This window comes from Mesorhizobium sp. RIZ17, from assembly GCF_051127865.1.
Classification (GTDB): Bacteria; Pseudomonadota; Alphaproteobacteria; order Rhizobiales; family Rhizobiaceae; genus Mesorhizobium; species Mesorhizobium humile.
In genome coordinates, this window is record NZ_CP147861.1 from 4,005,599 (window position 1) to 4,025,660 (window position 20,062).

Here is a 20,062-nt window from a genome sequence, read left to right on the forward strand (position 1 = left end):
TTCCACTCAGTCGTATTTTTTTCTTAAGAGTGAAGATTGATCCGGCGCGCTTTCGCGTCAAGCGTTTTGTGAATGTCATGCACATCACGCTTGCGAAACATCGATCCGACCGCCGCCGGTGGCGGCCGGCGAGGGTCGGATCCGCCTTGGGAGGCGTATCAGGAACGTGGTTTGGTTTTCTGAGGATCGTAATGGGCGAAGGCCACGACGCGCGCCGGCAAACGCTTGGCATGGCCGTCGAGCTTGCCGATCTCGACCTCCGTGCCGATCTCGGCGTGGGTGACGTCGAGTCGTGCTAGCGCGATGTTCTTGCCGAGCACCGGCGAGCGCATGCCGGAGGTGACGACGCCGATCTGGGCGCGGCCGACATGGACGCAGTCGCCATGGCCGACGGCGACATTGGCATCGATGTCGAGCCCGACGAGCTTGTGCTGCGGATGCTCCTTGCGCCGGATCAGCGCGTCGCGGCCGATGAAGTCGTCGGCCTTGGTCTTGAGCGGCACGGTGAAGCCGATACCGGCCTCGAACGGATCGGTCTGGTCGGAGAATTCGTAACCGGCGAAGATCAGCCCGGCCTCGATGCGCACCATGTCGAGCGCCTGCAGACCCATCGGCTTCAGCCCGTGCGGCTGACCGGCTTCCCAGACGGCGTCGAATACCTTTTCGGCGTCGCGCGGATGACACCAGATCTCGTAGCCGAGCTCGCCGGTATAGCCGGTGCGCGAGACGACGACCGGCACACCATTGCCGCCGCCGATCCGGGCGACCGCGAAGCGGAACCATTCGAGCTCGCCGATCGAGGGCTGCACCGGCGAGGTCCACACGACTTCCTTCAATATGTCGCGGCTCTTCGGCCCCTGGACGGCGATGTTGTGCATCTGGTCGGTGGAGGAGCGGACCAGCACGTTGAGGCCGAGTTTTTTCGCCGTTTCGCGCAGCCATTCGCCGGACAGATCGTCGCCGCCGACCCAGCGGAAATTGTCCTTGCCGAGCCTGAGCAGCGTGCCGTCGTCGATCATGCCGCCATGCTCGTAACACATCGCCGTATAGACGACCTGGCCGACGCCGAGCTTCTTGACATCGCGCGTCAGCGTGTATTGCAGCAGCGCTTCGGCATCCGGCCCGGTGACCTCGAACTTGCGCAATGGCGACAGATCCATGATCACGGCGTCCCGCCGGCAGGCCCAGTATTCGGCGATCGGCCCTTCCTTGGCGAAGGAATTGGCGAGCCAATAGCCCCTGTATTCGACGAAGTCGCGCGTGTGTTTGGCAAAGCTCGAATGAAAGGCTGTCTCGCGGGTCATTTTCGGTTCCGAGTCGGGCTTCATGCGTCTGGCGATCGCTCGCGAGAATTTGTGCTGGCCGGAATAGGCGCGCACATGGATGTCGGTCAGGTCCCAGCCATTGGATGGCGTGGTGTCGTCCGGGCAGGCGGAGGAGACGCAGACGATATCGGTCAGCGCGCGCAAGAGCACATAGTCGCCGGGCCGCGACCACGGCTCGTCCGACACCATCACGCCATGCGCGTCGATCGCCGTGTTGAAGAAGAAGTTGATCGCCATCCAGCCGGCGCGGGGCGTCACACCCTTGTCTGAAAGCGCGCGATTGAAATTCTCCGAGCAGTTGGTGTGGCCTGGATAGCCGATGTCGTCGTAATATTTGGCGGCGCAGGCGAGCGCGAAGGCGTCGTGCCGCCCGCATGTGTCCTGCACCACCTCGACCAGCGGCTCCATGTCCTGGTCGTAATATTTCGAATGCAGGCCCGGCATCGGATAGGCCGCGCCCATCAGCGTTCGAGTGGTGGTCACGTCGAGCGGTAGGTCGCGTCCCTTGTCCAGCTTGCGCGCCGAAAAACACTGGAAGTCCGTGCATTGCCGGCCGTCGACATCGATGATCTGCAGGTAGTCGCCTGCCTTGACGAAATAGGATTCGGCCGTCGCCGATTTCACCCGAAGATCGAGCACCGGATCGGCGAGCGGATCGGGAAGCTGCGACCTGTTCTTCAGCCGGATCGTGGCGCGGCGGACCAGCACGGCCAGCGGCGTCGCCGTGTTGTGGCCGTCGACCAGCATCGGCCCGCCGGGCGCAGCGATCAGCAGCGCGCCGTCGCGTTGAACGGAAAAACTCTGCTCGGTGTCGGCCGGCGTGGCGCCGCCGAACACGCGCACCGCCTTCGGCTGGTCGAGCTGCACTTTGCGTCGCTCGAGGCTGAGCCGCAGCGCTGCAAGACTGTCGTCGCCTTCGGCGAGCAGCGCCTTGATGCCGGCGGCGTTGCTGTTCGAGCGCTCGCCGAAAATGCCGGGATCGGTCGCGCCGGATGTGTCCCAGGCCAGCAATTCGCAAGGCTGGCCGCCCTCGACATTGGTCACGCTGACGCTGTCGCCGGCCTCGACGTCGATCAGCACCGCGCCGTTGCCCTGCACGGTGTAGCGCTCGAGACCGGGCGGCAGCGCGATCTGGCCGGGCCGCAGGATCAGGCTCGGCCGCGGCGGTCCGGACTGGACGGCAGGGTAGGGCGACTGGCTCATCTCAAACCCTCCTCCGAGCGAGAAATAAGTTTGCCTGTGTGTAAAATTATTTTCGCTGAGAGAATAGCAGGGTGAATGGGTTTGGCAAGGCGGGACTTCCCCTTCTCCCCTTGTGGCAGAAGGTGGATCGGCGCGCAGCGCCGAGACGGATGAGGGGTGTTCCAGCGGAGTGAGACGCTGGCTTTCCCTGGAGCACCCCCTCATCCGTCGCCTTCGGCGACACCTTCTCCCACAAGGGGAGAAGGAGGGCGCGCGCCTCTACATTAATTCCTCGGAATGACCGATCGTCGCACCATATTCCGCTGCAGAATCGAGAATGGTGTGCCACAGGCTCTCGGCGAAAGTAGAGAACACTAGGAGATTGAACACAGCCTGCCCATCGGCCCGGTCCGCACCGCGCCACAGCGTCACGCTGGTGTGATCCATTGAGGTCGCCGCCGCCGCACCCACGCCGAACACATCGGGGTGCAGATCGATCGACGACAGCTTCGCGAGCACCGCACGCGCCTTGTCGCCGCTAACGCTGATCAGCGCCCGCGCATGCGATTGGTCGGAAAGCGAGGTCGATCCGGCAAAGACGGGCGCAAGGCTATCCATCGTATGCTTGCCGCCTCTCGACAGCACCAAGAACTGGTCCGGTCCCGACCATATCAGCGTCGCATCGGCCGTCCCTACCGCCTTGGGCGTTTCCGGCGCGGCGACGCCGAAGCGCGCCTGCGCGGCCTTCGCCATCTCGGCCGCCTTGCCGCGCCGCGCCATCACTTGCACGAGGTCGAAATTGCGGATCTCGGTCAGCGCCACGCCGGCGTCGCCTTGCGCGCCGTAAGAGCCGGCGACCAGCGCACGATCGAGCGGGCTGCGGACGTCCCAGGAAAAATCAGCCACGCTGGCGCCCTCCATCCGGATCGTAGAAGACGGAATTGCAGAGCTCGACATCGTAGTCCTCGCCGCGCAGCGGATCATGCGCGCCCACGATCTCGCCGATGCGCTCGCGCCCGCGCTCGACCAAGGCCAGCCCGATCCATTGGTCAAGCACCGGCGAGAAGCAGACCGAAGTGACATAGCCCTGGTCGTTGCCGGGGCCAGGTGTCTCGCCCTTCGGGATGATATGCGCGCCGGAGCGCAGGCGGCGCGCCTTGTCGGTCGGCTTGATGCCGACGACCACCTGCCGGTTCGGTGCGACCAGCGCCTCGCGGCCGGCCATGACGCGGCCGATGAAATCCTTCTTGGTCGACATCATCTTGCCGAGGCCGAGATCGCCCGCGGTCGTGGTGCCGTTGAGTTCCGGCCCGGCGACATGGCCCTTTTCGACGCGCATCACGCCGAGCGCTTCGGTGCCGTAGGGCGTCACGCCGAACGGTTTTCCCGCAATCATCAGATTGCGCGCCATCGCCTCGCCATAGCGCGCCGGCACCGAAATCTCGAACGCCATCTCGCCGGAGAAGGAGATGCGGAACAGCCTCGCCTTGATGCCGCCGCGCAGCTTGACCTCGCGCGCGCCCATGAACGGGAAACCTTCGTTCGACAGGTCCTCGGTCGGATCGACGATCTCCTTCAAGAGATCGCGGGTCTTCGGCCCGGCGATCGAGAACTGCGCCCACTGATCGGAGACCGAGGTCAGCTGCACATCGAGTTCGGGGAACAGCACCTGCCGGCAGAATTCGAGATGCTGCATCACCAACCCGGCCTTGGCCGTCGTGGTGGTGAGGAAATAATGGTCCTCGGCCAGGCGCGAAGTGGTGCCGTCGTCATAGACGATGCCGTCCTCGCGCAGCATCAGCCCGTAGCGCGCCTTGCCGACGGCGAGGCTGGAGAAGGCGTTGATGTAGACGCGGTCGAGGAACGCGCCGGCATCTGGCCCGTGCACGTCGATCTTGCCCAGCGTCGAGACATCGCAGAAGCCGACACCTGAGCGCACCGCCTTGACCTCGCGCGTCACCGATTCCAGCCAGTCCTTCTCGCCGGCGCGCGGATACCACTGCGCGCGCTTCCACAGGCCGGTGTCGACGAAGATCGCGCCCTGTTCGGCCGCCCAGTGATGCGACGGCGTAAGCCGCGTCGCATGGAAATTCTCGTCGCGATGGTGGCCGGCGAAGGCGCCGATGGCGACCGGCACGTAAGGCGGCCGGTAGATCGTCGTGCCCGTCTCCGGGATCGACTTGCCGCCGACCGCCGCCATGATGGCGAGGCCGGCGACATTCGAGGTCTTGCCCTGGTCGGTCGCCATGCCGAGCGTCGTATAGCGCTTCAGATGCTCGACCGATTGAAAACCCTCGCGCTGCGCCAGCTCGACATCGGAAGCGGTGACGTCATGCTGCTGGTCGACGAAGGCCTTGCCCTTGCCGGCGACATGCCAGAGCGGGGTGATCGAAAAGGCGTCGTCGTCGGCGACCGGCATCGATCCGATATTGCCGCTGCGGCCGGCGTCGCGTGCCGCGGCAGCGCCGGCTTCGAACCCCTCGCGCAGGCAGGCGCCAAGCCCGAAGGCGCCGTTGGCCGAGCCCGCCGCGACCATGCCGGGCGGTGCGCCGTCGGGCACGAAGGCGGCGATGTCGTCGCGCCATTTCGGCCGGCCTCGATGGTAGGAGGTAAGGCCGACCGCCGGGTTCCAGCCGCCGGAGACGGCGAGCCCGTCCGCCTCGACCTCGGCGCGCGCACCGCCGGTCAGCGCGACGGAAATCTTGCGCACGCCGCCCTTGCCGCCGTCGACGCCGCTGATGGCGCCATGTAGGACCGGGAAGCCGCCTTTGCTGGCAAGCGAGCGATGCGCCGGCGAAACATCCGGCCGCGCATCGATCACTGCCGCCACCTGCAGTCCGGCGGCGATCGCCGTTTCGGCCGTACGCCAGCCATCCTCATTGTTGGTGAACAGCGCGATGCGCCTGGACGGCGTCGCGGCGTAGCGGTTGATGTAGCTGCGCATGGCCGACGCCATCATCACGCCGGGCGTGTCGTTGCCGGCAAAGACGATGGGACGTTCGATCGCGCCGGCGGCGACCACGCAGCGCTTGGCCACGATCCGCCAGAGCCGCTGGCGCACCTGATGCTCCGGCGGCACCGGCAGATGGTCGTTGACGCGTTCGATCGCGCCATAGGTGCCGCCGTCATAGACGCCGAACAGCGTCGTGCGCGTCATGATGCGCACATCCGGCATCGCCGAAAGTTCGGCAACCGTGCGCGCAACCCATTCGGCGGCCGGCAATCCGTCGATCGTGCCGCCATCGGCGAGCAGCCGCCCGCCAAGGACGAAATCCTCCTCGCACAGGATGACGCGCGCGCCGCTGCGGCCGGCGGCAAGCGCGGCCGCCAGACCGGCCGGGCCGGAGCCGGCGATCACCACATCGCAATGCGCCCAGGCCTTGTCGTAATGGTCGGGGTCGGAAACCTTTGCGGCGCGGCCGAGGCCGGCGGCGCGGCGGATCGCCGGCTCGTAGATCGCTTCCCAGAACTTTGCCGGCCACATGAAGGTCTTGTAGTAGAAGCCGGCGACGAAGATCGGCGCGAACAGCTGGTTGACCGACATCACATCGAAGCTGAGCGATGGCCAGCGGTTCTGGCTTGCGGCCTCGAGACCCTCATAGAGCTCGGCCGTCGTCGCCTTGGTGTTCGCCTCGCGCCGCGCGCCGCTGCGTAATTCGACGAGCGCGTTGGGTTCTTCCGAGCCCGCGGTCAGGATGCCGCGCGGGCGATGGTATTTGAACGAGCGACCAACCAGCTTGACGCCGTTGGCGACCAGCGCGGAAGCCAGCGTGTCACCCTTGAAGCCCGAGAATGTCTTGCCATCGAAACGGAAATTGAGCGCGGCCGAGCGGTCGATGAGACCGCCGGATGTGAGACGGTTTGTCTGATCGCCGCCCATCACGCACCAACCTTGGCGGCGCCGACGCCCGCCGCCGGCTCGACGGCCGAAATCTCATGCGTCAGCGTGTTGCGGGTGACCTTCAGCCAGGCCCGGCAGCCGCCGCCATGGTACCAGTGCTCGTTCATCACCCCGGCGACGTTGTCGCGCAGATAGACGTAGTCGTAGAAGGCGTCCTCGCCGGCATCCGCCGCGGGGCGTTGCGGCTTGGCGTCGCCGAGATAGGTGAACTCGCCGAGTTCGCGTTCGCCGCAGAAGGGACAGACAATGCGCATGGTTTCGGGCTGTCCTCAGTGCATGATGCCAAAAAGTGTGGAGCGGTTTTTGGATAACATCATGCTCTATCTCTAGTGCAGGTTCGGTTGGGCGCCCTGGCCCTTCTCGTCGATCATGGCGCCGCGCTGGAAGCGGTCGAGGCGGAAGCGTGCGGCTTCCTTGTGCGATTGATCGCGGGCAAGGAGATGGGCAAAGACGAAGCCCGAGCCCGGCGTCGCCTTGAAGCCGCCATAGCACCAGCCGGCATTGATATAGAGGCCATCGACCGGGCTCTTGTCGATGATCGGCGTGCCGTCCATCGACATGTCCATGATGCCGCCCCACTGGCGCAGCAGCCGCACCCGGCCGATCATCGGGATCAGCGCCATGCCGCCTTCGCAGACATCCTCCATGACCGGCAGGTTGCCGCGCTGGGCATAGGAATTGTAGCCGTCGATGTCGCCGCCGAAGACGAGGCCGCCCTTGTCGGACTGGCTGACATAGAAGTGCCCGGCGCCGAAGGTCATGACGCCGGGGATGAGCGGCTTGATCGCTTCCGAGACGAAGGCCTGGAGCACATGGCTTTCGATCGGCAGGCGAAGACCTGCCATCGCCGCGACGCGTGACGAGGAGCCGGCAACCGCCATGCCGACCTTGCCGGCGCCGATCTTGCCGCGTGAAGTCTCGACGCCGGTCACCTTGCCATTGGCGTCGCGGGTGAAGCCGGTGACCTCGCAATTCTGGATGATATCGACGCCGAGTTCGCTCGCCGCATGCGCGTAGCCCCAGACCACCGCGTCATGCCGCGCCGTGCCACCGCGCCGCTGCAGCAGCCCGCCTTGCACGGGGAAGCGCGCATTGTCGAAATTCAGGAACGGCAGCATCTTGCGCAGCGCCGCCTGGTCGAGCAGCTCCGCGTCGATGCCGTTGATGCGCATCGTGTTGCCGCGCCGCGCGAAGGCATCGCGCTGCGCATCGGAATGATAGAGGTTGAGCACGCCGCGCTGGCTGACCATCGCGTTGTAGTTGAGGTCCTGCTCCATCCTCTCCCACAGCTTCATCGACAATTCGTAGAAGCCGGTATTGCCGGGCAGGCCGTAATTGGAGCGGATGATGGTGGTGTTGCGGCCGGCATTGCCGGAGCCGATCCAACCCTTTTCCAGCACCGCGACGTTGCGGATGCCGAACTCGCTGGCGAGGAACCAGGCGGTGGCGAGCCCATGGCCGCCGCCGCCGATGATGATCACGTCATAGCGATCCTTGGGCGCTGCATCGCGCCAGGTCGGCTTCCAGTTCTTGTGGCCGGAAAGGGCGGCGCGGGCGAGCGAGAAGATGGAGTATTTCATGAAGTCATTCCAAGGTCGCTCGCCCCGCTAGGGCATGATGCCGAAAAGTGTGAAGCGGTTTTCGGACGACATCATGCTCCACTACAGGACGGTCAGATATCCAGCGTGTGGTCGCGCTCCCACTGCGTGAAGTGCGAAGCATAGGAATTCCATTCCTGCTGCTTCAGCTTTAGATATGCCGACGAAAATTCCTCACCCAGCGCCGCCTTGAGCGATTTGTCATGATCGAACTCGCGCAGCGCATCGAGCAGGTTGAGCGGCAGTTTCGGCGCGTCCGTGACGGTATGGCCGAACTGGTACATGTCGATGTCGTAGCGCTTGCCCGGATCGGCCTTTGAGCGGATGCCGTCGAGACCGGCGGCAATGATCACCGCCTGCAGCAAATAGGGGTTGGCGGCGCCATCCGGCAGGCGCAGTTCGAAGCGGCCGGGGCCGGGCACGCGCACCATGTGGGTGCGGTTGTTGCCGGTCCAGGTCACCGTGTTCGGCGCCCAGGTCGCGCCCGAAATGGTGCGCGGCGCGTTGATGCGCTTGTAGGAATTGACCGTCGGATTGGTGATCGCAGCCAAGGCGGAGGCATGCTTCATAATGCCGCCAAGGAAGTTCTTGCCCTTGGCCGACAGCCCAAGCTCCATCGAATTGTCGGCGAAGACATTGGTCTTGCCGGTCTCGTCCCACACCGAGATATGGGCATGGCAGCCATTGCCGGTCAGGCCCTGGAACGGCTTCGGCATGAAGGTCGCGCGCAGGCCGTGCTTTTCCGCGATCGACTTGACCATGAACTTGAAGAAGGAGTGCTTGTCGGCGGTCGCCAGCGCGTGGTCGAAGGACCAGTTCATCTCGAACTGACCGTTGGCGTCCTCGTGGTCGTTCTGATACGGACCCCAGCCCAGCGCCAGCATATGGTCGCAGATCTCGGCGATCACGTCGTAGCGGCGCATCACCGCCTGTTGGTCGTAGCACGGCTTCGACGCCGTGTCGTACTGGTCGGAGATGGCACTGCCGTCCGGCGAGATGAGGAAGAATTCCGCCTCGACGCCGGTCTTCACATGCATGCCGTCGCGGGCGGCCTCGGTGATCAGCCGCTTCAGCGTGTTGCGCGGCGCCTGCTCGACCTCCTTGTCGTCCATGATGCAGTTGGCGGCGACCCAGGCGACGTCTTTCTTCCAGGGCAGCTGGATCACCGAAGCCGGATCCGGCACCGCCAGCATGTCCGGATGCGCCGGCGTCAGGTCGAGCCAGGTCGCGAAACCGGCAAAGCCCGCTCCGTCCTTCTGCATGTCGGCGATCGCCTGCGCCGGCACCAGCTTGGCGCGCTGGCCGCTGAACAGGTCGGTGTAGGAGATCATGAAATATTTTACGCCGTTCTCCTTGGCGAATGCGGCGAGATCGTTCCCCATTTATGTAGTTCCCTCGCGGATTTTGGGTGCTGTTAGTCTTTGGTGTTCTAGAAGCCGTTTTTCCCTGGTATCCAGTTGGTGCCGGCAAGCGGAACGCCAGCCATGGCAGCGGCTTCGATCGAGAGCGCGACGAGATCCTCGGGCTCGAGATTGTGCAGGCTGTTCTTGCCGCAGGCGCGCGCAATGGTCTGGGCTTCGAGCGTCATCACCTTCAGGTAGTTCGCGAGCCGCCGTCCGGCCGCGATCGGGTCGACCCGCTTCATCAGCTCGGGGTCCTGGGTGGTGATGCCGGCCGGATCGCGGCCCTCGTGCCAGTCGTCATAGGCGCCCGCCGTGCTGCCGAGCGCGTTGTATTCCGCCTCCCAGCGCGGATCGTTGTCGCCCAGCGCAACGAGCGCCGCCGTGCCGATCGAGACGGCGTCGACGCCGAGCGCCAGCGCCTTCGCGACATCGGCGCCGTTGCGGATGCCGCCGGAGACGATGAGCTGCACCTTGCGGTGCATGCCGAGGTCCTGCAGCGCCTGCACCGCCGGCCTGATGCAGGCAAGCGTAGGCTGGCCGACATTCTCGATGAACACTTCCTGGGTCGCGGCCGTGCCGCCTTGCATGCCGTCGACCACCACGACGTCGGCGCCGGCCTTCACCGCAAGCGCGGTGTCATAGTACGGACGTGCGCCGCCGACCTTGACGTAGATCGGCTTTTCCCAGTCGGTGATCTCGCGCAGCTCGAGGATCTTGATCTCGAGGTCGTCCGGCCCGGTCCAGTCGGGATGGCGTGAGGCCGAACGCTGGTCGATGCCCTTGGGCAGCGTGCGCATCTCGGCGACGCGGTCGGAAATCTTCTGTCCGAGCAGCATGCCGCCGCCGCCCGGCTTGGCGCCCTGGCCGACCACCACTTCGATGGCGTCGGCGCGACGCAGGTCACGTGGGTTCATGCCGTAGCGCGACGGCAGGTACTGATAGACCAGTTGCTTGGAATGGCCGCGTTCTTCCTCGGTCATGCCGCCGTCGCCGGTCGTGGTCGAGGTGCCGGAAAGCGTGGCGCCGCGTCCGAGAGCTTCCTTGGCCGGACCGGAGAGCGAACCGAAGCTCATGCCGGCGATGGTGATCGGGATCTTCAATTCGATCGGCTTCTTGGCATGGCGCGAGCCGAGCACCACCGAGGTATCGCAACGCTCGCGATAGCCTTCCAGCGGATAGCGCGAGATCGACGCGCCGAGGAACAACAGATCGTCGAAATGCGGCAGCTTGCGCTTGGCGCCGGCGCCGCGGATGTCATAGATGCCGGTCGCGGCCGCGCGGCGGATTTCGGAAAGCGTGTAGTCGTCGAAGGTCGCTGATTTGCGCGGCGTCGTCGGCGGGTTGCGGTAGGTCATCTTGCCTCAATACGCGTCGGCGTTATCGATGTTGAAATTGTAGAGTTTGCGGGCCGAGCCGTAGCGCTTGAACTCCGACGCCTTGACGCCGGTGACGCCGGCCTTGTCGAGCAGGCCCTGCAGCAATTCGATGTGCTCGGGCCGCATCTCCTTGGCGATACAGTCGGCGCCGAGGCTTTCGACCTTGCCGCGCACGAAAAGCCGCGCCTCGTAGATGGAATCGCCCAGCGCGTCGCCGGCATCGCCCAGCACGACCAGATTGCCGGACTGCGCCATGAAGGCCGACATGTGGCCGATATTACCATGCACGACGATGTCGATGCCCTTCATCGAGATACCGCAGCGCGACGAGGCGTTGCCTTCGATGACGAGAAGACCGCCGCGGCCGGTGGCGCCGGCATACTGGCTGGCGTCGCCCTTGATGACGATCGAGCCCGACATCATGTTCTCGCCGACGCCGGGACCGGCGGAGCCGTGCACGGTGATCGCGGCGCCGTCATTCATGCCGGCGCAGTAATAGCCGACGCTGCCGCGCACATCGATCGAGACCGGCTGGTCGACGCCGACCGCCACCGAGTGGCTGCCCTTCGGGTTGAGCACTTCCCAGGCGGTCTCGTTCGAGCCGGGCGTGAGCGTGTGCAGCGCCTGGTTCAATTCGCGCAGCGAATGTTGCGAGAGGTCGAAAACCCTCGCATGGCTCTGGTCGCGCTCAGCCTTCGACATTGTGGTTGCCGGCATCAGCTCAATGCTCCCAGAAATAAACGGTTGCGGGCTCGGGCTCCCAGACCCGCGCATTGTCGATGCCGGGCAGCTTGGTCAGCGCGCGATATTCGGAGCCGAAGGCGACATATTGGTCGGTCTCGGCCATGACGGCGGGCTTGCAGGCGATCGGATCGCGCACCACGCCAAACCCGTTCTTGGTGCCGACGACGAAAGTGAAGAAGCCGTCGAGGTCGGAAAGCGTGCCTTCCAGCGCCTCGCCGAGGTTCTTGCCGTGCGCCATCCGGTTGGAGAGATAGGCGGCCGCCACTTCGGTGTCGTTCTCGGTCTCGAACTTCATGCCGTCGCGGATCAGCTCGCGCCGCACATTGTTGTGGTTGGAGAGCGAACCGTTGTGCACCAGGCACTGGTCGGCGCCGGTCGAGAAGGGATGCGCGCCCATCGTCGTCACTGCCGATTCCGTCGCCATGCGGGTATGGCCGATGCCATGCGTGCCGGTCATGGAGCGTACGTCGAAGCGGTCGACGACGGCTTCCGGCAGGCCGACTTCCTTGTAGATCTCGACTGCTTCCCCAGCGCCCATGATGCGGATGTCGGGCCGCAGCGACTGCAACGCCTCGCGCGCCGCGTCGACCTTGTCCGGCGCGGTTCGGATGACGGCATGGGTGGATTTCGTGGCAAGACTGACGGGGGCGCCGATCGCCTTGGCAAGCTCGGCGTCGAGGCCGCGGAAATCGCGCTCCGGCTTGGCCGACTGGATGGTGATCTTGGCTTCATTCTTGGAAGGGGCGCCATAGATGGCGATGCCCGCGCTGTCCGGGCCGCGGTCGGTGAGGCAGATCAGCATCTCCGACAGCATCGCGCCGAGCTTCGGCTCCAGCGCCTTGTCCTTCAAGAAAAGTCCGACGATTCCGCACATGCCAGCCTCCGACGTTTTTTGGCTCTCAGATTGATGTACCGAATGAGTTTGCCGAATTCAATGGTATGAAAGAAATTTTCCTGTCGTTATATATTCGACGGTGCATTGCCCTCGGTACTATCGCCGTCCGGCCGCGCCTTGTGAACCCAGATCGCATGGCGGATGCGCGCGATCCTGTAGGCGTCGAGGATCGATAGCGCATAGATCAGGAAACCGCCGGCATGGCGGCCGATGAAGCCGGCGTCGGCCGGCGCCAGCTTGGTCGTTATCCAACCAAGGATCACCATGAAGAACAGGAACTGCAGCCCGCGCACCGGGACGCCGAGCATGACGTGGCCGCTTGCCGGCAAAACGATCGCCGCGCCGAGCACGAGATACGGGTTTGCGGGAGCAGGCATCGTGGTTTCGTCGGTCATGCGGCTTGCCGTTCGCGCCGGTTGATCGCATCGCGGAGTTCGGACGCCGCCTCGATCAGCTTTTCGATCAAGGCGGGATCGATCCTGGCATCGCCGAACGCGGCCTGCCGGAACACGCCGTAGCGGGCGCGCTCGGCCTCGGCCAGCAGCCAGACGATGCGCACGCCCTTCGGCGTGATCAGCAATTCCTTGGCTCGCCCCTCGGCAAAGATGCCGGTATGCGCGGCGATCAGATCCTGCGGGAAGGCGACGCCCTTGCGGTCGGTGCGCAGCACCGCTTCGGCTGGAAGGCCGAGCACCTTCGGCAGCGTGTGGGGGAGATGGTCGAAATTGGAAAATGTCGTTGCCGAATTCGGGCGCATCATCATGTCGAAGGTGCCCGGTACCGCGACCGGCTCGGTGATCGAGACGCTTAACCAGCGGGTCGGCAGCTTTCGCGTCGCCAGCGTGTCGACGATGGTGCGCAGCTGGACGCGCTGACCGTTCCAGGAGCCGGCCCAGGTGACGACGCCGGCCGTGCCGTCGGAAATGTCGGCGGCGTCCGCGACGACGCTGCGGACGCTAGCCGCATCGGCGGCCAAAGCCGCCTTCGCCCTGTTGCGGCTGGCGCGGGCGAGCCAAGCAACATGAGCGACGACGCCCAATGCGATCGCCCCGGTAAGCAATACTGACGTCAGTTCGGACATCTCGACACGCCACGGCCCACCGTCGACAGGCGGGCCTTTGATCCACTCAATAACCCTGCGGCTTCGGCCACGGCATGGAGAACTGGTCGCCGCGCCGCACGAACTTGTAGCGGTAGAAGTGGAACCATAGCGAAATCAGGAAATAGAACACCGTCATTGCGATCAGCTGCGAGCCGAAGCCGAGGAAGATAGCGAAGAACGTCACCATGCACAGGCAGAACAGGACGATCGCCGGCAGCGGATGGAAGGGGTGCGTGTAGCCGCGACGGATCGTGCCCAGAGGCCACTTCTTGCGGAACATCATGATGTTGATGCTCATGAAGGTGTATTGCAGCACGCCCGACAGGATCGAGAAGGTGATTGCCTGGTTGAGGTCGGCGATGAAGGCGAAGGCCAGCGCGATCGGCAGCAGGAACAGGATCGAGCGGTAAGGCGTGCGGTATTTCGGATGCACCGCCGAGAACCAGCTCGGCAGATAGCGGTCGCGGCCGAGCGAGAACCAGGCGCGCGCCGCGTCGTTGATGCAGCCATTGGCCGAGGCGAGCGCGGCCAGCAGCGTGGCGACGAACAGCAGCTCTTCAAGCAGCGGGCTGCCGGTCAATTTGCCGGCGTCCCACAGCGGATAGTAGGTGATGCCGAGATATTCCCAGGGCATCAGCGAGGCGCAGACATACCAGGTCATCGCGGCGGCGATCAAAAGCGTGATCATGCCGGCCATCGTGCCGTAGGGCAGGGAGCGAGCCGGCGAGCGCACTTCCTCGGCCGCCTGGGTGGTGCCCTCGATGCCGAGATAATACCAGATGCCGAACTGGAAGGCGGCGATGACGCCGATCCAGCCATAGGGCAGCGCATTGCCGGGCGTGACCAGCTCGTTGAGCTTCAGCACCGCGCCTTGCGTCCACGGGCTGACGGAGAAGAACAGGATGACGATCGAGACATAGGCGATCGCCGTGATGACGAAGTTGACGTTGAGCGTCATCAGCACGCCGCGATAGTTGAGCCAGGCGAGCACGACGATGGTGGCTGCGATGAAGGAGTTGTGCGTCAGCCCTTCGACGCCGGCCTTGGCGACGATGGTGTCGCCGAGCAGGATCGCGTCCGACACTTCGAGCATGGTGTAGGCGAACACCAGGAACAGCGCGACGTTGAAGGCCATCAGCGGCCCGACGATATGCTTGGCTTGCGCATATTGGCCGCCGGCGGCGGCGACGGTGGACGTGACCTCCGAGTCGATCATCGCGACCGAGGTGTAGAGCAGCCCAACGACCCAGCAGACGATCAGCGCGGCGAGCGCGCCGCCCTTGTCGGCGGAAAAATTCCAGCCGGTGAACTCGCCGACCAGCACGATGCCGACCCCGAGCGCCCACACATGGGCGGGGCCGAGCACCCGAAGCAGCGAGACCCTGTCGCCGTGAATAGTTGTCGTTTGTACCGTTTCAACCGCAGCCGTCATCGCTCAGTCCCCACTCAGATCCGGTGCTTTTCGGAAACGGCCTCGAGCTCGCCTTCACGCGAGGATGTCAGCACGGCTTCGGAATAGGTCGTGTCGACCTTGAACCAGTCGTAGAGCATCCACGCCGCAAGCACGACCGAGATGCCCCAGCAAACGTAAGACAGTCCCATCCACATGATGTTTTCCCCGGACTCTTTTGTCGTCGAAATCTATTTGTCGTCGAACTTCTCGTTGATGACCTCGCGATATTCCTTGTCGGAGGCCCGGAACAGGAAGACGAAATAGGCGATCAGCACGATCGCCATGATGATCAGCGTCGGCCAGTCGATGATGTAGTGGAAGCGGTTCTGGATGATGTCGTGCGCCGTTTCCGGCGTATAGCCGAGCTTCTCCCAGATCGAGGCCATGGTGGCGTTCTGGCCGAGCGCGTCCCAGGTCTTGGCGTCGAGCGCGTCGATCGACTTCGCCGCCCCGGCGAAGCCGAGTTTCAGCGGCAGCCAGAGCGCCACGAAGATAGCGACCACAACGACCGCGATGTCGAAAACCTGTCCGGCCTTGCTCTGCTCCGGCGGGATATAGCGCGCCATGGTTTCTCCCTTCACGATTGACGGTTGCGGGCCGCGTCGGCGTTCTTGATGTCGAGCCCGTAGATGAAGTCCTTGTCTTCCTTGTAGTGGTTGAGCATGGCGAGGATCGCGGCGGTGTTGAAGATCAGCACCGCGGCGGCTGCAACCGCCACCACGAGCTTGATGCCGCCGTGCGGGATGTATGGCCATGTCATCAGGAGGACGAAGAGGATCGTCGCCCACAGGCACACGATCAGGAGCACGGATCCACGCACGTCGGAACGGTACAGCGCTTCGATGCGCTGCTGCAGGTCGGACATCGGTTTTCCCCTTCTGGCGACGTCCGGTCCCGAAACCGACCGGACGGCTACTCTTTCAACAGAGTGAAATTTTTTTCATAAGTTCCGCTCGATTCCCGGAATTGTCAAGGCGGATTTACGCGTCGTAAACCGCTTGTCTCAGGTCAAGAAATTTGCCTGACAATGAAATTATTTGCTTCAAGGGGATTGCAGGGCCTCGCGGTTTGCGGTCAATATTCATCCAAGCTCCGCCACCAAGCAGGAGCAGGGAACAGCAACCGCTTAAAGCGACCTAGATTGCACGGAGGACGATCGGATGACGGCATCCTGGAGATTCTCGACCCTGGCAGACCGCCATCGCGCGCTCGGCTCGAAGCTCGAGGACTGGAGCGGCATGGGCACCGCCTGGACCTACGACAAGGACGCCGACGCGGAATATGTCGCCATCCGCACCAAGGCCGGGCTGATGGACGTCTCCGGCCTGAAGAAGGTCCACATCACCGGGCCGCATGCCTCGCATCTCATCGACCTTGCCACGACGCGCGATGTCGAAAAGATCTATCCCGGCAAGTCGGCCTATGCCTGCATGCTGAATGAGGCGGGCAAGTTCACCGACGACTGCATCCTCTACCGCATCAGCCCGAATTCATGGATGGTCGTGCACGGCTCCGGCACCGGCCACGAGGAACTGCAACGGGCGGCGATGGGCCGCGATGTCTCGCTACGTTTCGACGACAATCTGCATGACTTGTCGCTGCAGGGTCCGACGGCGGTTGACTATCTGGCCAAGCATGTGCCGGGCATCCGCGACCTCAATTACTTCCATCACATGCACACGCAGCTGTTCGGCTTTCCGGTGATGATCTCGCGCACCGGCTATACCGGCGAGCGCGGCTACGAGATCTTCTGCCGCGGCCAGGATGCCGGCACGATCTGGGACAGGATCCTCGAGGAGGGCAAGAGCGCCGGCATCATTCCGTGCCGCTTTACCACGCTCGACATGCTGCGCGTCGAGAGCTACCTGCTCTTCTATCCCTACGACAATTCGCAGAAATATCCGTTCGAGAACGAAGGCCCCGGCGACACGCTGTGGGAGCTTGGCCTCGACTTCACCGTCAGCCCCGGCAAGACCGGCTTCCGCGGTGCTGAAGAACACTACAGGCTGAAAGGCAAGGAGCGCTTCAAGATCTACGGCGTGCTGCTCGACGGCAAGGAGCCGGCGGACGAAGGCGCCCCGGTCTACCGAGACGGCAAAAGGGTCGGTGTGGTGACCTGCGCCATGTATTCGCCGCTGGTCGAGAAATCGATGGGCATCGCCCGACTCGACGTCGACTGCGCGGTCAAGGACACCAAGCTCGAGATCCGCAACAAGAGCGGGTCGATCAAGGCGACGGCGCAGCCCTTGCCGTTCGACGATCCGAAAAAGACCAAGCGCACAGCGAAAGGCTGAGGCATCATCATCAACCGGGAGGGGTTTTGAGGTACCAGAGCATGATCCCGAAAAGTGGGAACCGGTTTTCGGAAAAGATCATGCTCCAACAAAGGGGTTAGAGCAGGGTGCCGATTCTACGAAACGGCATCCTGATCTAAGAAAGAATGGCAGCCAAGACGATCATCAGCCGGCCCATTTACGGAACGCTCTCTCCGCAGCCCGGCAAGCATCATCTCTTCATCGCCGATGCGGAAGGCGCGCTGGCGATCACCGACATGGCCGGCAAGGCGCCGCCCGGCTTTTTCGACGGCGCGGAAATCGTCTTCATTCCGGGACCTGAGGGCAAGCACATCGCTGCCCTCGAAACGCTGAAGCCGGCGCAGCTCCACATCGCGCCGTCCTTTGCAAGCCTGCTGCCGCGGCTGAGGCAAACGCTGACCAATGCGCATATGGGGCTGCGCCTCTATCTTGCCGGCACCGAGGGCCTGATCGGCCAGGCCATGCAGGCGGCGCTTGAAGCCGGCATCGACCACACGTCCATGCAGACCGAGCATCGTGGCTCGCTGGCGCGCCGCATGCAATGCGTGCACTGCAAGGGCATCACCGAGAATGTGACGACGCAGCCGGCCACTTGTTCGCATTGCGGCCTGCTGCTTTTGGTGCGCGATCACTATTCGCGGCGCCTCGCCGCCTTCCAGGGCGTATGCATCAACGCCGAGGATCGCTCCGACATTCCTCCGATGGAGGAGGCCTTCCCATGAGCACCGGCACCACCAAGCTCGACGTCGTCGTCAGCGACGTCGTTCCGGTCAACGATCTCGTTACCCGCTTCCATTTCCGTCGCCGCGACGGCGAGCTGCTGCCGACCTTTTCCGGCGGCGCCCATGTCGTGGTAGAGATGCGCGACGGCGACCGCACTAGGCTCAATCCCTATTCGCTGATGGGCTCGCCGCTCGACACGCGCGAGTACACGATCTCGGTGCGACGCGACGATGTCGGCCGCGGCGGCTCGCTCTTCATGCACCGGCAAGTCAAGCCCGGCCTGGAGATGGTGATCAGCTATCCGGTCAACCTGTTCTCGCTCGATCTGAGAGCCAAAAAACACCTGATGCTGGCCGGCGGCATCGGCATCACGCCCTTCATGGCGCAGACGTCGCAGCTGGCGGGATCCGGTGGCAATTTCGAATTGCACTACACCTGCCGCACCGCTTCGCTGGGCACCTATGCCGATGTGCTCAGAGAGCGCTATGGCAACCGGGTCAGGCTCTATCACGACGACCGCGAGGAGCGCATCGATCTCGACCGGCTCCTGTCCTCGCAGCCGCTCGGCACGCATCTCTATGTCTGCGGCCCGGCCGGCATGATCAACTGGGTGCGCGACCGCGCCGCCGCGCTCGGCTGGCCGCCGGAGACGGTGCATTTCGAGCATTTCGCGGCCCCGCAGCCCGGCGCGCCATTCGACGTCGAGTTGGCCGTCAGCGGCAAGACGATCCGTGTCGGCGAGCAGCAGAGCCTGCTCGAAGCTATCGAAGCCGCCGGCGTCGACCCGCCCTATCTGTGCCGCGGCGGCGTCTGCGGCCAGTGCGAGACCAATGTGATCTCCTTCGACGGCAAGTTTATCCACAACGATCACTGGCTGAGCGAGGAAGACCACCGTTCCGGCTGCAAGATCATGCCTTGCGTCTCGCGCTTCGAGGGCAAGTCGCTGGTCCTGGAAAGATAGGAGGCGTCAATGGGCATCACCTTTCGCAAGGAAACATTTCGCGACGATTTCAGCTTCAGGAACAGTCCGGAGCACATCAGGCGCTTTCCCTTCCCGTTCAACGAAGACGCCTACATGTATGCGGTCAACATCGAGCCGCATGTCGTCGGGCCGAAGGGCAGCGTGCTGGAAAACCTGATCGACGTCGACGAGCACTATGTCGCCGAGATGCAGGACCGCGCGCTGGTGCTGGCCGAGGATCCGCTGCGCTGCCAGTCGCTGCCCCATATGACGCTCGCAGGCTGGGACCTGCTCGAGCTTCTGATGGAGCAGCAGGCGCTCGGCTATCCCGAACATTTCACGCTGACGCGCGATGGCGACCGCTGGCGCTGGATCAACCGTCCGCTCGGTATCGACGACACCTTCACCTTCGGCGACACCTCGACGCTGCCTTACGGCCCCATGGAATACATCACCCGCCAGAGCCAGGGCGATTTCTGCATCCTCGACCAGCGCGACGGCAATCTGTGGATGGATGCCGGCATGGTCACCACCCAGGCCGACTGGTCGCTCGACTTCGACATCGGCATGAACTTCTTCGAATGGCACGCGCCGGTGCCGCTGGCGCACGAGAAAGGCATCTTCACCCGCGCGCTGAAATTCCTCACCAACATCCAGCAGGGCAAGCCGGCCCGGCGCCTCAACTGGACGATGACCATCAATCCGCGCCTCGACACCAGCCCCGAGAATTATCACAAATGGGGCCCTGACCGCGCCACCGTCACGCCCGAGAATGTCGGCGACAAGGTGCATCTGCGCGTCGAATTGCAAAGCTTCTGGCGGTTGCCGCGCTCCAACGGCATCGTCTTCCCGATCCGCTGCTACCTGATCAAGATGGACGAGCTGGTCACGCAGCCGAAATGGGCGCGCCGCCTGCATCGCGTCATCCGCGACCTGCCGGAAGAACTGGCCACTTACAAAGGCCTGACCCGCTACCGCCCGACGCTGGTCGAATGGCTGTCGAAGCTGGACGACGGCAGCCCGACGAGCCCGGGTTTTGGGCCGGATTAAAAGCTTGGGTTCCTCGCCCCCGCAAAGCGGGGGA

19 protein-coding genes are annotated in these 20,062 nt (G+C 64.1%); 4 read left to right on the forward strand and 15 right to left on the reverse strand.

Features of this window, described 5'->3' with window-relative positions; translation table 11 throughout:
- Positions 1-158: 158 nt before the first annotated feature.
- The 15 genes from WDX12_RS19080 to WDX12_RS19150 form a co-directional block, all read right to left on the reverse strand.
- The gene (locus tag WDX12_RS19080) at positions 159-2,528 is read right to left on the reverse strand and encodes a DUF1989 domain-containing protein (RefSeq protein WP_434721603.1); all 2,370 of its coding nucleotides are present in this window, start codon (positions 2,526-2,528) and stop codon (positions 159-161) included.
- 258 nt (positions 2,529-2,786) lie between these two features.
- Positions 2,787-3,428, reverse strand: a complete 642-nt coding sequence (locus WDX12_RS19085) for a sarcosine oxidase subunit gamma (protein ID WP_434721604.1) — start codon at positions 3,426-3,428, stop codon at positions 2,787-2,789.
- On the reverse strand, positions 3,406-6,387 hold the full coding sequence (locus tag WDX12_RS19090) for a sarcosine oxidase subunit alpha (RefSeq protein ID WP_434721605.1): 2,982 nt from the start codon (positions 6,385-6,387) through the stop codon (positions 3,406-3,408). The genes WDX12_RS19085 and WDX12_RS19090 overlap by 23 nt, the downstream gene beginning before the upstream one ends.
- Positions 6,387-6,662 carry a sarcosine oxidase subunit delta gene (locus tag WDX12_RS19095; RefSeq protein WP_320294632.1) on the reverse strand — a complete coding sequence of 92 codons (276 nt, stop codon included), beginning with the start codon at positions 6,660-6,662 and terminating at the stop codon, positions 6,387-6,389. The genes WDX12_RS19090 and WDX12_RS19095 overlap by 1 nt, the downstream gene beginning before the upstream one ends.
- A 72-nt stretch (positions 6,663-6,734) precedes the next feature.
- Positions 6,735-7,988 carry a sarcosine oxidase subunit beta family protein gene (locus WDX12_RS19100; RefSeq protein WP_320294633.1) on the reverse strand — a complete coding sequence of 418 codons (1,254 nt, stop codon included), beginning with the start codon at positions 7,986-7,988 and terminating at the stop codon, positions 6,735-6,737.
- Between the two features lie 92 nt (positions 7,989-8,080).
- On the reverse strand, positions 8,081-9,388 hold the full coding sequence (gene glnT / locus WDX12_RS19105) for a type III glutamate--ammonia ligase (protein WP_434721606.1): 1,308 nt from the start codon (positions 9,386-9,388) through the stop codon (positions 8,081-8,083).
- Positions 9,389-9,435: 47 nt separating this feature from the next.
- Positions 9,436-10,764: an FMN-binding glutamate synthase family protein gene (locus tag WDX12_RS19110; RefSeq protein WP_217573345.1), complete on the reverse strand. Its 1,329-nt coding sequence runs from the start codon at positions 10,762-10,764 to the stop codon at positions 9,436-9,438.
- A 6-nt stretch (positions 10,765-10,770) separates the two neighbouring features.
- On the reverse strand, positions 10,771-11,502 hold the full coding sequence (locus WDX12_RS19115; RefSeq protein ID WP_434721607.1) for a protein GlxC: 732 nt from the start codon (positions 11,500-11,502) through the stop codon (positions 10,771-10,773).
- 4 nt (positions 11,503-11,506) lie between these two features.
- A complete protein-coding gene (locus WDX12_RS19120) occupies positions 11,507-12,403 on the reverse strand; it encodes a class II glutamine amidotransferase (RefSeq protein ID WP_320294636.1) in 897 nt (298 codons plus the stop codon).
- An 86-nt stretch (positions 12,404-12,489) separates the two neighbouring features.
- Positions 12,490-12,819 carry a hypothetical protein gene (locus WDX12_RS19125; RefSeq protein WP_434721608.1) on the reverse strand — a complete coding sequence of 110 codons (330 nt, stop codon included), beginning with the start codon at positions 12,817-12,819 and terminating at the stop codon, positions 12,490-12,492.
- The gene (locus WDX12_RS19130) at positions 12,816-13,505 is read right to left on the reverse strand and encodes a hypothetical protein (RefSeq protein ID WP_434721609.1); all 690 of its coding nucleotides are present in this window, start codon (positions 13,503-13,505) and stop codon (positions 12,816-12,818) included. Before WDX12_RS19130 ends, WDX12_RS19125 begins: the two co-directional genes overlap by 4 nt.
- Before the next feature lie 46 nt (positions 13,506-13,551).
- The gene (locus WDX12_RS19135; RefSeq protein ID WP_434721610.1) at positions 13,552-14,958 is read right to left on the reverse strand and encodes an APC family permease; all 1,407 of its coding nucleotides are present in this window, start codon (positions 14,956-14,958) and stop codon (positions 13,552-13,554) included.
- Between the two features lie 14 nt (positions 14,959-14,972).
- Entirely contained in the window at positions 14,973-15,134 is a 162-nt protein-coding gene (locus WDX12_RS19140) for a hypothetical protein (protein WP_040990881.1), read from the reverse strand.
- A gap of 33 nt (positions 15,135-15,167) precedes the next feature.
- Positions 15,168-15,545 (reverse strand): hypothetical protein, encoded by a 378-nt coding sequence (locus WDX12_RS19145; protein ID WP_140657745.1) that lies wholly within the window; start codon positions 15,543-15,545, stop codon positions 15,168-15,170.
- 11 nt (positions 15,546-15,556) lie between these two features.
- Positions 15,557-15,844 (reverse strand): hypothetical protein, encoded by a 288-nt coding sequence (locus tag WDX12_RS19150; protein WP_112095211.1) that lies wholly within the window; start codon positions 15,842-15,844, stop codon positions 15,557-15,559.
- 295 nt (positions 15,845-16,139) lie between these two features.
- Between WDX12_RS19150 and WDX12_RS19155 the strand changes: the two genes are divergently transcribed.
- The 4 genes from WDX12_RS19155 (at position 16,140) to WDX12_RS19170 (ending at position 20,028) form a co-directional block, all read left to right on the forward strand.
- Positions 16,140-17,273, forward strand: a complete 1,134-nt coding sequence (locus tag WDX12_RS19155) for an aminomethyltransferase family protein (protein WP_320294641.1) — start codon at positions 16,140-16,142, stop codon at positions 17,271-17,273.
- A gap of 146 nt (positions 17,274-17,419) precedes the next feature.
- Entirely contained in the window at positions 17,420-18,016 is a 597-nt protein-coding gene (locus WDX12_RS19160; RefSeq protein ID WP_320294642.1) for a dimethylamine monooxygenase subunit DmmA family protein, read from the forward strand.
- A complete protein-coding gene (locus tag WDX12_RS19165) occupies positions 18,013-18,978 on the forward strand; it encodes a PDR/VanB family oxidoreductase (protein WP_434721611.1) in 966 nt (321 codons plus the stop codon). Before WDX12_RS19160 ends, WDX12_RS19165 begins: the two co-directional genes overlap by 4 nt.
- A 9-nt stretch (positions 18,979-18,987) precedes the next feature.
- The gene (locus tag WDX12_RS19170) at positions 18,988-20,028 is read left to right on the forward strand and encodes a heme-dependent oxidative N-demethylase family protein (RefSeq protein ID WP_434721612.1); all 1,041 of its coding nucleotides are present in this window, start codon (positions 18,988-18,990) and stop codon (positions 20,026-20,028) included.
- Positions 20,029-20,062: the final 34 nt, after the last annotated feature.

Coding starts and splice junctions, on each gene's coding strand:
- WDX12_RS19085 (WP_434721604.1), bottom strand. CDS start 3,428: ATGGAGGGCGCCAGCGTGGCTGATTTTTCCTGGGACGTCCGCAGCCCG.
- WDX12_RS19115 (WP_434721607.1), bottom strand. CDS start 11,502: ATGCCGGCAACCACAATGTCGAAGGCTGAGCGCGACCAGAGCCATGCG.
- WDX12_RS19125 (WP_434721608.1), bottom strand. CDS start 12,819: ATGACCGACGAAACCACGATGCCTGCTCCCGCAAACCCGTATCTCGTG.
- WDX12_RS19120 (WP_320294636.1), bottom strand. CDS start 12,403: ATGTGCGGAATCGTCGGACTTTTCTTGAAGGACAAGGCGCTGGAGCCG.
- WDX12_RS19095 (WP_320294632.1), bottom strand. CDS start 6,662: ATGCGCATTGTCTGTCCCTTCTGCGGCGAACGCGAACTCGGCGAGTTC.
- WDX12_RS19090 (WP_434721605.1), bottom strand. CDS start 6,387: ATGGGCGGCGATCAGACAAACCGTCTCACATCCGGCGGTCTCATCGAC.
- WDX12_RS19110 (WP_217573345.1), bottom strand. CDS start 10,764: ATGACCTACCGCAACCCGCCGACGACGCCGCGCAAATCAGCGACCTTC.
- WDX12_RS19165 (WP_434721611.1), top strand. CDS start 18,013: ATGAGCACCGGCACCACCAAGCTCGACGTCGTCGTCAGCGACGTCGTT.
- glnT (WP_434721606.1), bottom strand. CDS start 9,388: ATGGGGAACGATCTCGCCGCATTCGCCAAGGAGAACGGCGTAAAATAT.
- WDX12_RS19155 (WP_320294641.1), top strand. CDS start 16,140: ATGACGGCATCCTGGAGATTCTCGACCCTGGCAGACCGCCATCGCGCG.
- WDX12_RS19130 (WP_434721609.1), bottom strand. CDS start 13,505: ATGTCCGAACTGACGTCAGTATTGCTTACCGGGGCGATCGCATTGGGC.
- WDX12_RS19080 (WP_434721603.1), bottom strand. CDS start 2,528: ATGAGCCAGTCGCCCTACCCTGCCGTCCAGTCCGGACCGCCGCGGCCG.
- WDX12_RS19140 (WP_040990881.1), bottom strand. CDS start 15,134: ATGTGGATGGGACTGTCTTACGTTTGCTGGGGCATCTCGGTCGTGCTT.
- WDX12_RS19170 (WP_434721612.1), top strand. CDS start 18,988: ATGGGCATCACCTTTCGCAAGGAAACATTTCGCGACGATTTCAGCTTC.
- WDX12_RS19160 (WP_320294642.1), top strand. CDS start 17,420: ATGGCAGCCAAGACGATCATCAGCCGGCCCATTTACGGAACGCTCTCT.
- WDX12_RS19150 (WP_112095211.1), bottom strand. CDS start 15,844: ATGTCCGACCTGCAGCAGCGCATCGAAGCGCTGTACCGTTCCGACGTG.
- WDX12_RS19135 (WP_434721610.1), bottom strand. CDS start 14,958: ATGACGGCTGCGGTTGAAACGGTACAAACGACAACTATTCACGGCGAC.
- WDX12_RS19145 (WP_140657745.1), bottom strand. CDS start 15,545: ATGGCGCGCTATATCCCGCCGGAGCAGAGCAAGGCCGGACAGGTTTTC.
- WDX12_RS19100 (WP_320294633.1), bottom strand. CDS start 7,988: ATGAAATACTCCATCTTCTCGCTCGCCCGCGCCGCCCTTTCCGGCCAC.